This window comes from Mycoplasma sp. CSL10137, from assembly GCF_017116845.1.
Taxonomy (GTDB): Bacteria; Bacillota_I; Bacilli_A; order Mycoplasmatales; family Metamycoplasmataceae; genus Mycoplasmopsis.
The window spans coordinates 185,234-199,665 of sequence record NZ_JAFIRE010000001.1 but is presented as its reverse complement, the minus strand read 5'-3'; the positions used below and the strand labels follow the sequence as shown (position 1 = coordinate 199,665).

The 14,432-nt window shown below is 26.2% G+C and carries 14 protein-coding genes; 7 read left to right on the top strand and 7 right to left on the bottom strand.

Features of this window, described 5'->3' with window-relative positions; translation table 4 throughout:
• Positions 1 to 114 precede the first annotated feature (114 nt).
• The 7 genes from JXZ92_RS00650 to JXZ92_RS00620 all read right to left on the bottom strand — a co-directional run bounded on the left by JXZ92_RS00650 (position 115) and on the right by JXZ92_RS00620 (position 9,668).
• On the bottom strand, positions 115 to 2,397 hold the full coding sequence (locus JXZ92_RS00650; protein WP_205851853.1) for a hypothetical protein: 2,283 nt from the start codon (positions 2,395 to 2,397) through the stop codon (positions 115 to 117).
• 108 nt (positions 2,398 to 2,505) lie between these two features.
• Positions 2,506 to 3,153 (bottom strand): LemA family protein, encoded by a 648-nt coding sequence (locus tag JXZ92_RS00645; RefSeq protein ID WP_205851852.1) that lies wholly within the window; start codon positions 3,151 to 3,153, stop codon positions 2,506 to 2,508.
• A 75-nt stretch (positions 3,154 to 3,228) separates the two neighbouring features.
• Complete coding sequence (glyA, locus tag JXZ92_RS00640; RefSeq protein ID WP_205851850.1) at positions 3,229 to 4,524, bottom strand: serine hydroxymethyltransferase; 1,296 nt, start codon at positions 4,522 to 4,524, stop codon at positions 3,229 to 3,231.
• 12 nt (positions 4,525 to 4,536) lie between these two features.
• Positions 4,537 to 6,804 carry a phenylalanine--tRNA ligase subunit beta gene (locus JXZ92_RS00635; protein ID WP_205851848.1) on the bottom strand — a complete coding sequence of 756 codons (2,268 nt, stop codon included), beginning with the start codon at positions 6,802 to 6,804 and terminating at the stop codon, positions 4,537 to 4,539.
• A complete protein-coding gene (locus tag JXZ92_RS00630) occupies positions 6,804 to 7,487 on the bottom strand; it encodes a uracil-DNA glycosylase (RefSeq protein ID WP_205851846.1) in 684 nt (227 codons plus the stop codon). The genes JXZ92_RS00635 and JXZ92_RS00630 overlap by 1 nt, the downstream gene beginning before the upstream one ends.
• Entirely contained in the window at positions 7,477 to 8,451 is a 975-nt protein-coding gene (gene pheS / locus JXZ92_RS00625; RefSeq protein WP_205851845.1) for a phenylalanine--tRNA ligase subunit alpha, read from the bottom strand. Before pheS ends, JXZ92_RS00630 begins: the two co-directional genes overlap by 11 nt.
• Positions 8,451 to 9,668, bottom strand: coding sequence for an AAA family ATPase (locus JXZ92_RS00620; RefSeq protein ID WP_205851843.1), 1,218 nt, complete (start codon positions 9,666 to 9,668; stop codon positions 8,451 to 8,453). The genes pheS and JXZ92_RS00620 overlap by 1 nt, the downstream gene beginning before the upstream one ends.
• A gap of 72 nt (positions 9,669 to 9,740) precedes the next feature.
• Here JXZ92_RS00620 and trmB point away from each other — a divergent pair, with 72 nt between their 5' ends.
• Genes trmB through pgsA form a run of 7 tightly spaced genes read left to right on the top strand, consistent with a single transcriptional unit; the run spans position 9,741 to position 14,348 of the window.
• Positions 9,741 to 10,349 carry a tRNA (guanosine(46)-N7)-methyltransferase TrmB gene (gene trmB / locus JXZ92_RS00615; RefSeq protein WP_205851841.1) on the top strand — a complete coding sequence of 203 codons (609 nt, stop codon included), beginning with the start codon at positions 9,741 to 9,743 and terminating at the stop codon, positions 10,347 to 10,349.
• A gap of 48 nt (positions 10,350 to 10,397) precedes the next feature.
• Positions 10,398 to 10,628: a hypothetical protein gene (locus JXZ92_RS00610; protein ID WP_205851840.1), complete on the top strand. Its 231-nt coding sequence runs from the start codon at positions 10,398 to 10,400 to the stop codon at positions 10,626 to 10,628.
• Between the two features lies 1 nt (position 10,629).
• Positions 10,630 to 11,226, top strand: coding sequence for a DNA integrity scanning protein DisA nucleotide-binding domain protein (locus JXZ92_RS00605; protein WP_205851838.1), 597 nt, complete (start codon positions 10,630 to 10,632; stop codon positions 11,224 to 11,226).
• On the top strand, positions 11,226 to 12,701 hold the full coding sequence (mgtE, locus tag JXZ92_RS00600; RefSeq protein WP_205851836.1) for a magnesium transporter: 1,476 nt from the start codon (positions 11,226 to 11,228) through the stop codon (positions 12,699 to 12,701). Before JXZ92_RS00605 ends, mgtE begins: the two co-directional genes overlap by 1 nt.
• A gap of 25 nt (positions 12,702 to 12,726) precedes the next feature.
• Positions 12,727 to 13,098, top strand: coding sequence for a hypothetical protein (locus tag JXZ92_RS00595; RefSeq protein WP_205851831.1), 372 nt, complete (start codon positions 12,727 to 12,729; stop codon positions 13,096 to 13,098).
• On the top strand, positions 13,088 to 13,750 hold the full coding sequence (locus JXZ92_RS00590) for an MHJ_0274 family protein (protein ID WP_205851830.1): 663 nt from the start codon (positions 13,088 to 13,090) through the stop codon (positions 13,748 to 13,750). Before JXZ92_RS00595 ends, JXZ92_RS00590 begins: the two co-directional genes overlap by 11 nt.
• Positions 13,728 to 14,348: a CDP-diacylglycerol--glycerol-3-phosphate 3-phosphatidyltransferase gene (pgsA, locus tag JXZ92_RS00585; protein ID WP_205851829.1), complete on the top strand. Its 621-nt coding sequence runs from the start codon at positions 13,728 to 13,730 to the stop codon at positions 14,346 to 14,348. The genes JXZ92_RS00590 and pgsA overlap by 23 nt, the downstream gene beginning before the upstream one ends.
• Positions 14,349 to 14,432: the final 84 nt, after the last annotated feature.

The following is a 14,432-nucleotide window of genomic DNA, read 5'->3' as shown; positions in this document are numbered from 1 at the left end:
TAATCCGCTTTATTAAAAAAACAAGTGTTGCACAATTTACCTTTATATTAATTGTGTAACACTTAAAATTACATTTTAATAACAAATTAGTTATTTTTATTGGTTTATTTTTAATTAAAATTCAATGTCTTCGAATTTTTCTGGATTCTTTCTTAATTCTGATTTTAATTTATTTTTAAATGAATTAGGGTTATTATCTGTTTCAAATCCAAAATAATCGTATTCATTAGATGAAAGAAGCCCAAAACCATATTGGTCATCGTTTCCTATATTTTGCATAAATAAGGCAACCATATTCAAGTCTTGATCAAAAACTACACTACCTGAAGCACCTGAAATTAAATCCAATTTGCTAGAAGGTATATCTTTTAAAATAAAAGTTCTAAAGTGTCCATATTTTTCAAATTCCCTTGCTTGGTCATTTAATTCGATTTTATCAATTTTACTAATTATGTGTTCTCGATATCTTCTTCCGCTAAAACCAGCAAAATTATCTAATGGAAAACTTGCTATTCTAAAATCTACATTTGAATGTTCACTTAAACCTTTTGAGTATTTGCTTAATTTTATTGATTTTAATGTCTTTCATTTATTTAAATAATTTATTATTGATATATTATTAGTTTCTTTTGCATGTTCTAAAATAGGTTTTATGTCTACTATCGAAATGGCTATATCTGCATTTTGAGTTCCATTGTTTGTTAATGTTCCATTTCTATTTGTTTGATTAGAAGATTCTCAAAAACCAAAATTAAATCATTCTTTTTGTATATCTATCGATACTTGACTATCGGAATTTCTAATTAATGAGTCATCATAATGAGGAATCATAAATTTTTTCATAACTCTTGGGTCTGATCATCTAGAATTTAATATATCTATAACATGTCTATTGGTTATAAAATAGTATCTTTGGTCATTGTTATCATTTGGCTTAACCTTGGATAGCATGGTCATTGTTCCGCCTCCAACAACAAAAACTCTTTCTCTTATTTTTTGGAATAATGTATCTTGGTTACTTTGAACGTCTAATCTTTTTGCGCTTCTATTGTTTTTATAAAATTTTTCATTTGAATTTAATGTTGATAAACTAGTATTTATCGGAGAATTAAAGAGGGTAAAATCACTTTCTTTCTCTGTTTCATATGATACGGAACTTGTTGTTCCAAATTGTTCTACAAATATATTCTTTTCATCATTTGTTGTAAATGAAAAGTTTTTATTAATTTTATTTCTTATTTTTACTACTAATATTTCATTTTTTAGACTTACATTAAATTCAAAATCATATTTTTCTTCAACAATTTCATAAAAATTATTATTAATATTATTTAAATCAACTGTTATAGGTAAAGTTTCAATCATATTTCCGTTGTTAATTTTAATGTAAAAAGTAATTTTTTTATTTTCAAAGTTTTTATTTAAAAAGTTTGCGATATTTCTATTAATTATTATTTCGTTATTTTCTATTTTTAAATCATTATCTTGTATTAATACAGGCATTATTTTGTTTATAAATTTCACGGTTTTATTATCTTTTTTGAATTTTACTATTAAATTTGGAATATTTTTATAGGCGTCAAATTTATCATAGTTTTGATAAGATAATTTTGTTCATTTTTCAGGTTGGCTCAAGCTATCTCCGTTTATAAATGAGACAGCCTTATATAATTCTGATTTAAAATAATTTTCAACTACAATTCTATTGTTATTGTTATCTTCTAGAACAATATTTTTAGGAAATGAATCCAAACTAAAAATATTTTTAGGATTTCCTATTGTTCCTGCATTTGTTATTTCATTATTTTCTTCTTGTTCATCATCGTTATTTATCTCTTTTTGATCTTCATTATTTTTTTGATTGTTATTTTTTAAATTTTCTTTAGAAACAGTTGTGCCTTGTTTTTCGTTTGCAATTTCATTATCATTATTATTTGAAACTTCTTTGTTAGGATTTGTTTTATTACTTTCTGTTCTTGTAATATTTTTATTAATGATATTAAAATGAACGCTACTATTTTTTGATTCAATTGAAATCAGTTCAAAAGTCGTTAAATTATCTACTTCCTCTAGATTAAAAGATAAATTATTGTCTATTGTTGTTGATGTTTTCATTAATTTATTGTTTATTTTATAATTTAGAGTAACTATTAAATTACTTAGTTTATTTATGTTTTCTTCTTTTGTTTCAAAAGTCAAAATCTTATCTTCTAACAACACTCTTGTGATATCAATTTTTATCATTTGATCTTCAACATTATTTTTTTCTATTTTTGAAGCGTTGTTTGGATTACTATTATTATTTTGTTTTTGTTCTTTCAAACCGGTTTCACATGATATTGTCAAAAATGGTGTTGAAATACCAATTAAAATAGGGAATATTTTTTTTATTTTCATTTTTACCTTCCTTTGGATGTGTTTTATATTATTCTATAGTAACTTTATGTTGTTATATAAAAAAAGATAAAAAAACCAAAACGAGATATTTCTTTTGGTTTTTTATAATTATAAATTATCAAACGATACGTCTTCTCTTTGTTTTTGGCTAGCTTGAAATAGAGGGAGTGTAACTAGTTTCATTGTTGATGATATAACGTTATTTGGTCATGTAAATATACTTGAATTAAATTCGTTAACTCTAGAATTATATAATCTTCTAGCAGCACTAATTTCTCTTTCTAAATAAGCGGATTGTTCCATTAACTCCTTGTATAAATCAGATGATTTTAATTCAGGATAGTTTTCTCTTACGGCAATCAATCTCCCTAAAACAGAATTACTTAAATTTTCTAGTTGCACGGAATCATTAATATTTCCTGTACCTGTTAATGATCTCATTTTTGTGACGCTTGTGTATAATTCTGTTTCGTGATCCTTAAATGATTTTACTGAGTTTACTAATTTGTATAATGTATCTGCTCTTTTGGCTAATTGTGTATCAATTGTTGATGCAGCTTCATTAACATCATTTTGCATTCTCTTAAACATATTTGTTTTTACAACATAATAAATTGCTGAAAAAATCAACAAACCAACTAATCAAAAAAATATTTTTCCTAAAATACTTGATTCTGGTTTTTTTACTGAGTTATCTACAGCAGGTTCTAATCCTTGTGGTGCTGTATATTCTCTATTATTAAATAAATTTGACATTTCTCTCCTTATTGTTATTTGAAATACTAATTCTCAATTAATTATATAATTTTTAAATTATAAAACAAAAGAATTTTATATATATTCTTTAATTATTGGGTATTGTTTAGTTATTTCTAAAACAGATTCCTTTAATTTTAAAATTAATTTCTCATGTTTTTCTTCCGACTTACCATCGTTCAACTCAATCTCAAATTGTATTTTTAATGCTTGGTCAATTATGGAAGCTAGTTTTTCTCATTGGTCAAAATTTCTACTTGTCATTGCAGCTGTCCCGATTCTAACTCCACTACATTGTGTCGGTGGCAATTTATCAAATGGTATGCTATTTTTGTTTAAAGTGACATTTATTTTATTTAGTATTTTTTCTGCTTTAGCACCTGTTAGAAAAATTCCGTTTTTATTAAATTTTTGTACTATATCAAGCATAAAAAGATGATTATCTGTTCCTCCGCTTATTAAACGATATCCAAGATTTGAAAAAGCTTTTGCAAATTTCGATGAATTTTCAACTATTTTTTTACCATATTCTTTAAATTGAGGTTGTAACGCTTCATAAAAAGCAACAGCCTTTCCTGCTATAGCGTGAAATAAAGGGCCTCCTTGATAACCAGGGAATACTCAACGATTTATTTTTTTTGCTATTTCTTCGTCGTTTGTCATTATAATTCCCCCACGTCCTCCTCTTAAGGTTTTATGAGTTGTGGAAGTAATTATGTCAGCATATCCAACCGGTGAGGGATGGGTTCCAGCTACTATCAAACCTGCTATATGTGCAATATCTGCCATTAGTTTTGCACCTACTTTGTCAGCAATTTTTTTAAATCTTTTAAAATCAATTGTTCTTGAATAAGCTGAGTAACCACAAATAATTAAATTTGGTTTTTCTTTTAAAGCTAGCTTTTCAATTTCGTCATAATCAAGTTTTTCGTCTTTTCCTAAATCATAAGAAATAGAGTCGTAAAATATACCGCTAAATGAAATTTTATAACCATGTGTTAGGTGCCCTCCTGAACTTAAAGAAAGACCCATAATTTTTCCACCACTAGGTACAACAGAAGCTATTGCAGCAGCATTAGCAACTGAACCTGAATATGGTTGAACGTTTGCGTATTTGACACCAAAAAGTTTTTGTAAACGTTCGATTGCGGCCGATTCTACAATATCTACGTATTCACAACCTCCATAATAACGTTTATTTGGATACCCTTCACCATATTTGTTAGTTAATACGCTACCTTGCGCTCTTAAAACATCTTCAGAAACATAATTTTCACTTGCTATAAGTTCGATATGTTCTGATTGTCTATTTAATTCTCCATTAATTGCATCTGACACAACTTTATCTTTTAAATTTATTTTTTTATACATTTTATGCTCCTTTTAGGCGTTATATTTTGAGTTTAATACTTCTACTATTCTGTTTGAAGCGCTTATTCTAAATGTGATCTGTTTGTTGTTATCTTTTTGATATTCATCAATTTTCTTAATTGAATAAATTTCATTATTAGTAATTTCGTTTATCTCGTTTATTAGATTTTCTATAACCATATTAGTTTCAATACTGAAAGTTATATCAATTGTTTTTAAAGGTGTTAAATCAATTGATTTATAAGAAAAGTTATTAGATATATTTTGTAATTTATTATCCTCTAAAATAGAAGGTTTACTGAATGAGTCTAATAATATTTCTGCATAAAAGGCATTTGTATTATCATTTTTTGGATGAAGTTTTCCAATTCAACCTATTAAAGTATTATTTGCAATTATATATGCAGAAGCATAAGGGTTGATTTGTAAGTTTATATCATTTCCAATATTATCTAAATCAAAATTTTTATTTTGATATTTAAAATTACGTGTAAATTTAACTTCTTGATTTAAAATGTTAATTAAATCGTTTTTAAATGTTAAATAATCTTTTGTTGTCGTAGCTAAACCTAAAACCATTCTATTATTATTTATCATTCCTTTCTCAAAAATGTTAATATCGCTTATTTTTCTTTTTTGGTTATATTCAACAACCTCTTGAAGGGAGGTTATAATAGAATTTCTTACAACTTGACGTTCTTTAGAAACAAAGGTCATTAAGGACATATTTTTTTCAAATTGGAACGGATTAAAAAGACTCTTTTCTTCTGAAACTAAAGTGAACGTTCTAGCTTCAGTATATCCTTGGTTAACTACTTTTTGTTTTAAGTTATTTCTTTTTTGAGTTACATGATATGGTTTAGATAAATATTCATTAGGATTAAAATTGTCATAAGAGTAAATTCTAAATAATTCTTCAATGATGTCTACATCTAATTCTATATCGTATCTATAATTTGGTACTATAACTTCTATTTTTTGTTCTTTTTCATTATTTTTAATTTTGAAATCTAAATTTGATAATTTTTCTATTGAGTCTTTTAATTTATCCAAATCATCAAATTGACCGTACAATTTCAACAATGAATAATCCAAAAATATTTTTTTATTACTTGGAACTTTGATAGGATTAACAGTTTGTGAGATTTTTAAATCTTTTACATAATTTCTTATATATTCCATTCCAATATTTGCAACTTGTGAAGAAATCACTCTTGAAGCTTGGGAAGAACTATTAGACGACAATTTGATTTCTTTTGCGCCGTGTCTTACTAATTCGGTAGGAAATACACCTACTTCGAAGATAAATTCTGTGGAATTTAAATCACTTTTGGTATCTTCAAGACCCATAACAGAAGCTATTGAAATCGGTCTTTTGTCATCTTTTATAATTAATACATTTTTAATTTCAATTTCTTTGTTTCCTAATATCTTTATTTTGCCTGTAAAAATTTCATCTGTTATTTGATCTGAAACTTTATTTTTATCATAAACATGTGCTGTTGCTCCTGTGTTTAATAAAGTAAGATTGGTTAAGTTTACGGCTCAATTGTGTTGAGAAGAAATATCATGTTTAGCTAAAAGCATTTTTTCATATAAAGTTGTTTCTTTATTACCTTTAACTTCACTAAAACTTAATTCAGAAGAAATTGTATTTTTAACCTTAATATTTGATTCGAATGTTGGTTCAATTTTTTCTAAGTTAAATTTAAATTCTGTTTTGTAATATGCGGCAATTTCTTTTGCTACAAAATAATACGAATTAAGATCGTTACGATTTGTGGTTAACGAAATTTCAATTATATAATCATCTAAACCTAAAAGTTTTATAGGATCATCATTAATTGTTGCGAAGTTTTTGGGTAGCACTAGAATTTCATCTTTTTCCGCTAAAAGATCTCATTTGTAGCCGATTTCACTTCAAGCGGCCATCATACCTTCTGATAGTTCGCCCTTTAGTTTTTTTGCACCGAAAGTAAAATCACCTTTTTTAGCACCAACAGGAAAACAAACTATAAAATCACCGCTTTTTAAAATTCTATTAGTTGTTTGTATTTGTATTATTCCGTTTTTAGTTTCTAATTTCACTATATCAAGACGATCTGAGTTTGGATTATCTTTTACGTCTAAAACATTTGCGAATAATAATCCTTCAACATCACTAAATTTTTTAGTACCCTCGACTTCAATTCCTAAATTATTTAATGCAATCTCTACTTCTTTGTGAGTTAGCTTTTTATTAGGTAAAAATTTATTTATGTGATTTAATGATAAAAGCATTAAATTACCTCCTTAGTTAAATCTCAATTGATTTGTCTTGTTTTATATTTTTTTAGTAAATTATTTATCTTTTTAAATAATTGAAAATTTTCAAATCCCCTTTTGTAACTAAAAGGGGAAGGGTGAGAAGTTGCTAGAATATTTTCGTTTGATATTTTATGTATGTTTGGTAGTTTTTTAATATATTCTTGAGCTTGTTTTCCTAACGCAACTATAATGACATTATTATTTTCGTTTATCGTTTGTTCAACTACCTTTAAAGTAAAGTTTTCTCATCCGATATTTTTATGAGAATTTGCTTTACCGTATTCTACAGTTAAAACGGTGTTTAATAACAAAACACCTTGTTTTGCTCAATTAACAAGCGAATTTGTTTCTAATTTAACTTCCGGATAATCTTTTTGAAGTTCTTTAAAAATGTTTCTCAATGATGGGGGAGTTTTTTTGTCTCTAGAAGAAAACGCTAAACCATCCGCAGTTCCTAATGTATGGTATGGATCTTGTCCGATAAAAATAACTTTTGTATCTTTTACTTGAAAAAATTCAAACGCTCTAAAAATATCTGTTTGATATGGTAAGATAACTTTATTTTCTTTTTCGGAAATAGATAATTGATTGATAATGTTATTAAAGTAAGGTTTTTTACCTTCTTCTGTTAATATATTTAAAAAACTATTTTTCATATTTAAACTGCTCCAAAATTCTTAAATCATTTTTATATAGATCCCTAATATCTGTAAATCCATATTTAATCATTGTTATTCTTTCTAAACCTAAACCTGCGGCGAAACCGTTGTATTCTCTTGCGTTATATCCTGCTAGTTCTAAAACTTTTGGGTGCAACATACCAGCACCAAGTATTTCAATTCATCTACCTTTATAGAAAACATCAACTTCAACACTTGGTTCTGTAAATGGGAAGTAACTTGGTCTTAATCTAATTTCAATTTCTTGTTCTAAAACATATGATAATAGTGATTTTAGAGTTCAAATTAAGTTCTGAAAACTCACTTTACCGATTGAAACGAAATCTAATTGTGTAAATTGATGAGAATGAGTTGCATCATCTTCGTCATTTCTGTATACTTTACCAATAGAAAAAATTGAAACTTCTTTATTTTTCTCGTTAGAATATTTATATTCGTCCAAGGCTCGAGCGGTAATACCTGTATTGTGTGTTCTTAATAATGTTTTAGGATCAAAGTATAAAGAGTCATGCATTGCCCTTGCTGGGTGATTTGAAGGTATATTAAGACGTTCAAAATTAAATTCATCCGATACGATTTCGCCATCTTCTTGTTCGTAATATCCTCTTTGTAAAAATCAATCTCTTAATCTTTCTTCAATAATTGTAATTGGGTGTAAAGATGATTTTAAATTCACTGGTTCGGTAAAATCTACAAAACTAGATTTTAATTTTTCTTGTATTTCGATATCTTTAATTCTTAATTCCGCTAACTTAAAAAAATCTTCATATTCTCTTTTTAAAATATTAATCTTTCTACCTATTTCTTTTTTTTCTTCAACAGATGCTGTTTTTATCTTTTGTTGTAATTTAAAAATTTCACCATTTGTACCCAAAAGTTCCGCCTTAACTTTTTTTAGGTCTTCTAGTTTGTTTATTGTATTAATATCAATTTTTATCATTATTTCTCCTCTGTTTTTATTTTTTCTCAATATTTTTTTGAATCTTGTTCAAATTTTGAATTACCATATTCAAATATTTTAATATTTTTAATTTTTTTAGGTAAATAATTTTGTTCAATTCAATTATTTTTAAAGTCATGTGGATACTTATATTCAGTTCCATGACCCAATTTTGTTGCATACTTATAATGCGAGTCTTTTAAATGTTTTGGTATTGGATATATTTTACCTTCACTAAGTAATTCTTCAACCTTTTTAAGAGCTAAATATCCAGAATTACTTTTCGGAGAATTAGCTAGGTCTATGATAGCCGCAGAAATGGCTAATTTTCCTTCTGGCTCTCCAAGCCTCTCGTATACTCTAATTGCAGCTTCTGTTCGATAACCCAAATTTGGATTAGCCATTCCAACATCTTCGTACGCTACACAAAGCATTCTTCTAAACAAACCATTAACATCACCGGTTTTTAAAATCAATAATCCGTAATAAAGAGATGCGTCAATATCGCTTCCTCTAAGACTTTTGTGAAATGCTGATAAGTTATTGTAATGTTCGCTAGAATTCGAATCACTATAAAAATTTATATTTGGTATTATTTTCTTTAAGTCTTCTTTAGTTATTTCTTTTTCATCATCTAATATCAACGAAATTAATTGTAAATTATTTAAACATAATCTTAAATCTCCTGATGAAAACCGAGAAAGTGCGAGTAAAACTTCATCACTTATCTTTACTTTAATCTTTTTATTTATTATTAATTTTTTAATATAATCAACAATATCAGTTTCATTTATTTTTTCTAATGATAGAATTTGCATTCTACTCCTTAATGCAGGATTTACTTTAAAGTAAGGGTTTTCTGTTGTAGTTGCATAAATTATTACCTTATCAAATTCTAAATATGAGAGTAATATATCTTGTTTATCTTTATTTAATCTATGTATCTCGTCTATTATGATTATTTCGTTGTTTTTTAATATTTTAGTTAATTTAGCTTTATCATCAATTGAAGCATTAAAATACTCGTAATTTAAGCCCATATTTTTAGCTAAAATTAGCGCCATAGTAGTTTTTCCTACGCCGCTCTCACCAAAAAAAATAAAACTAGTAGTAATTTTATTTTTCGAAACTTTTTTTAAAAGTTCTACTATGTTTTTTTGACCCGCAACATCGTCAAACGTTTGTGGTCTTAGATTATTTGCTAAATTATTGTTCATATTTTTATATATTATATTATTTTTTTATAGTTTTATATCATATATTTAAATAACTCTTATATAATTTAAACTATGAGATTAAGACATGATAACACAGCACAAGATAAATTAAATAATTCAGAGTTTTATTTAAACAAATTTCCGGTCCAATTGTATCCAAATGATGTTGTAGAAATCGGAGCAGGTAAAGGGGAGATGATTTCTCAATTAGCACTTAATAATCCTGAAATAAGATTTTTTGCAATAGAAAAATATCCTACTGTAGCTAACAAAATTTTAAATAAAATTAATGATTTAAAATTAACTAATTTATTTGTAATTACAGAAAATGCAGATAATTTAAGTGAAATTTTCGAAGGAAATGTTGATAAAATTTGATTAACTTTCAGTGATCCTTGACCAAAAAATTCCCACGAAAGAAGAAGATTAACCTATAAAAAATATTTGAGTTTATACGAGAAATTACTAACTAAAAGTGGTCAGTTACATTTAAAAACTGATAATGATGGTTTTTTTGATTATTCAACTGAGAGTTTAAAAGAAAATGGTTGAGAAATTGTAGATTCAACGACCGACTTACACAATTCGAAATATAATAAAAATAATTACAAAACAGGTTATGAAATTAAATGATCTAGCAAAGGAAAAAATATTAATTATTTATTCGCTAGAAAAAAATAATATTCTATTTATCTAAAAGAATTATAATTATATTATTAGGAGTTAAAAATGAATAAAGAAAATAAGAAAATAGATTTTATTCAATTCAGAAAAAATGAAATTGAATATGCTAGAGCGAAAGTGTTGCAAGAACAAAATAATACAAAATATTTTACCGAACAAAAACAATTAATTTGATATAAAAGAGATATTTTTTATAATATATTCGGCGCAGTTGTCGCAATGTCTTTAATTGCTACTTTTCTTGTAATAGCTTATGTGGTAGGGAGAATTGCGTAAAATGGTCCTAATTAATTACGTAATTTTAGGATTTGTTATTGCGATTTTTATTTTAATTTTACTTAGTTTGTTAGTTGTGGGAATACCACATTTAAAAAATTGATTTAGTAATTATTTTAAAAAATCTAAGTATGATAAATTAGGTCGTAGCAGTCAAATTCGTTTGATAAATCAACTTAGAGAAAGTGTTGAATATTTTTCTAAACATAAAATAGGTGCTCTTATAACAATAGAAAATAATGACAATATTGATAATTTAAGAACAGACGGAATTATTTTGAATGCTAATATTTCTAGTTCTCTTTTAATTTCTATTTTTAATAAAAATTCACCATTACATGATGGTGCAGTTGTTATACGTGATAATAAAATTTATTATGCATCAACTTTTTATAAAATAACTAAAAAATCACTCGAGAGTGATTTTGGTTCTAGACATCGTGCAGCGATTGGTATTTCAGAACAAAGTGATGCAACTACAATAGTGGTTTCAGAAGAAAATGGTAGCGTTAAGATTATGAAAGATCGTAATATTAGTTCTGTTAAAATTGAATATTTCCAAGAGGAATTGATTAAATATTTAATCGAAAAATCATAATGGAAAATAATAATATAGAACAACTACAAAACCAAATTCTTCATGAAGAAATAAAAAACTTAATATCAACAAAAAGTGTAAAATTGCTAAGAGAATTGGAAGAAGAAACTCCCCACGCCGATTTTGCTAAAGCGGTAGAATCGTTGACAAGCGAACAACAAATATATGTTCTTAGAATACTTAGAACTGAAGAAGCTGCGGAAGTTTTTTCTTATTTGGATGATGAAATTCAAACTAATTTAGTTATTCAATTTAGCGATGATTTAGGAGAAAAAGTTTTACAAGAAATAGAAACTGATGAATTAGCTGATATTATAGAAGATTTACCTGTAAACATAACAAGAAAAATTTTATCCAATACATCCAAAGATAAAAGAGATAAGATTAATCAGTTACTATCCTATTCGGATGACCAAATAGGTAGTTTTATGAGCGTTGATTTTTCTATTTTAAAATCTAATTGAACTGCAAAAAAAGCTATTTCTAAAATTAGAGCAGATTATAATAAAAATGTTTTAATGGGCCATAATTTTTATATAGTAGATCAACAAGGCAAATTGGTAGGAGATATAACTTTAGAAGAGTTGGTCTTCTCGGACGAAAATTCATTATTAGATGAATTATACAACGCTGTTGCGAGTGTAAAAACTACAGATGATAAAGAATATGCAGCACAAATCTTTTCTAATCATGATAGGTCAACATTACCGGTTGTTTCTAGTGATAAAAGATTAATAGGTATGATTACTTCTGATGATATTATTGATATTATTCAAGATGAAGCTACTGAAGATATTTATAAAATGGCTGGTATTCGCGATGAAAATGTTGAAGATAGCTATATTAAAAAATCAATTAAAAATATAGTAAGAGCAAGAGTTTTTTGGTTAATTATTTTGATGATATCGGCCACAATTTCTCAATATATAATCCAAGAATTTACTTCGATAAGTGAAAGTTTTTTTAGTAGTGTGGTGCACGTTACTATTTCAACCGGTATAATAACCTCATTAATTCCTATAATTAGTGGTGCAGCAGGAAATGCAGGATCTCAATCTTCAACTACGGTAACTCGTGCAGCCTCTTTAGGTGATTTTAAGAATAACGAATATGGTAAGGTAGTTTGAAAAGAGACTACTATAGGACTAATAATAGGTTTAATAATGTTTTTAGTAAATATTGTTAGGTTATATATTTATTATTCAATTCCTTTTTTTAGAGATCCTTCTCTAAAATGAGGAGAATTATCTTTTATAATAATAGCAAGTTCATTTTCTTTGTGAATAGTAGTTATTTTGGCAAAATTTTTAGGAACAGTTATACCTCTTTTGGCTATTAAATTAAAAAAAGATCCTGCCGTGATGTCGGCGCCAATTTTGACAACCTTATCGGATGCTTTAGCTACATTAATTTTCTTTGGTTTAAATATATTAGTTATGTATATCGCTTATGTAGCCGGATTATTAGGATCATAAACAACATGATAGAAGGAGAAATAATATGGATAAAAATTTAGATAATGTTTTAGACTTTGACAAATTAAAATCATTAGCGGAAGAATATAACGATCATAATCAAGAAGCTAAAAGAATTAAAAAAGAAATTGAAAGTGAACTTGGTGGCTTGGACTTCGAAATTAACGAAAGATTAAACGATGGTGGTGTTTTAAGTTATAAGCCAGCAACAACAGTAACAAAAGTGGATAGAAAAATGCTTTTAAATCTTCTCTATAAGATCATAATAGATGCTGATCGAGAAAATGAGAAAATACCTAATGATGAAGAGTTAAAAGATAAGATTCAAAGCGAATGCACAATTGAAAAAGAAGTAAAATGAAAAGTTACAATTAAGAAAGGTAAAAATGTTAATTAAAGTCAATAGAATGTTTGAAGAAACTAATACAACTACTACAAGTTCTAGTTCTATTAGTGCACTAGGAAGTGGTAATATAATAATTTGAGTAATATTAGGTGTTCTTTTATCCTTGATAGGTGTTTATTTTGTATATTCATATATTAAAGAAAAAATAGAGAAAAAAAGAACAAGAATTGCTGCTAAAGAATTTGAAAATGATTCTCTAAAATATCGTTACGAATTAATGGTTAAAATTAATGAATTAATTGAATTAAACACCAAAATTCACGATGATTTTGTTGTAAGTATTGGTGAATATAAAATGGGACAAATAAATAATGCCACAAGAGAATTATTAGAAAATATTATGAGCTCTTATGAATATAAAACATTTGTTATCCCTGATGAAAAATTAAACAATTTAAAAACAAAAATAAATATGTTAAAAGATTTAAACTCAAATCTTTGAAATAAAAAATTGAACGAAATAATTATCTATTTTAAAGAAGAAGAAGATAAAATACATAAACAAGTAAAAGAACAAAATAAAACAGAAATAGATGATTTAAAAGACATAAATTTAATTAAAGAAGAACTTAAAAATATGCACAATGAAGCATTAATTAAAAGTAAAAAAGAAAGCTTAAATGAAGATTTTCAAGAAAAATAAAGTACCTAATTTGCTAACTATTTTACGTATTTTATTTATTATTCCTGTTATAGGTTTAGCGATATGTTTTTCAAATGATTATTATCTCCGTTTCGATCAAAAGAACAAAACAATTATACTTTTAATGATATTAGTTTTTTTTATTATTGCTATGTTAACTGACTTTATTGATGGTTATTTAGCGAGAAAATGAAAAGTAGTATCTACTTTTGGTAAAATTTTTGACCCTATTGCGGATAAATTAATGACAACCTCCGTTTTAATTTTTTTAAGTGTTAATAATTTTTTACCCTATACATATATAATTTTGCTTATTTTAAGAGATATAGTTGTAGATGCATTTCGAATAATTATGTCTAAAAATAATGTTAAAGTAGAGGCTATTAAAACTGCTAAGTGAAAAACCATGACATTGTCGATTGCTATAGTGATTTTATTCATATTAATTTTAGTAGATATACATACAGAAAATAACTTTCTATATTATTGAACTTGAAGTAAATGGGTTTATTCTATATACTTTGTAATACCAGTGATATTATCGACATTTTCGGGATATTTATATTACAAAAAAGCCAAACAATTTTTATTTAGTTAAAGAAGCTTATCGAGCTTCTTTTTTATATTTCATAAAAAGTCCCATATTACGCAAGGAAAAATAAATAATAATTTATTCTCTTGA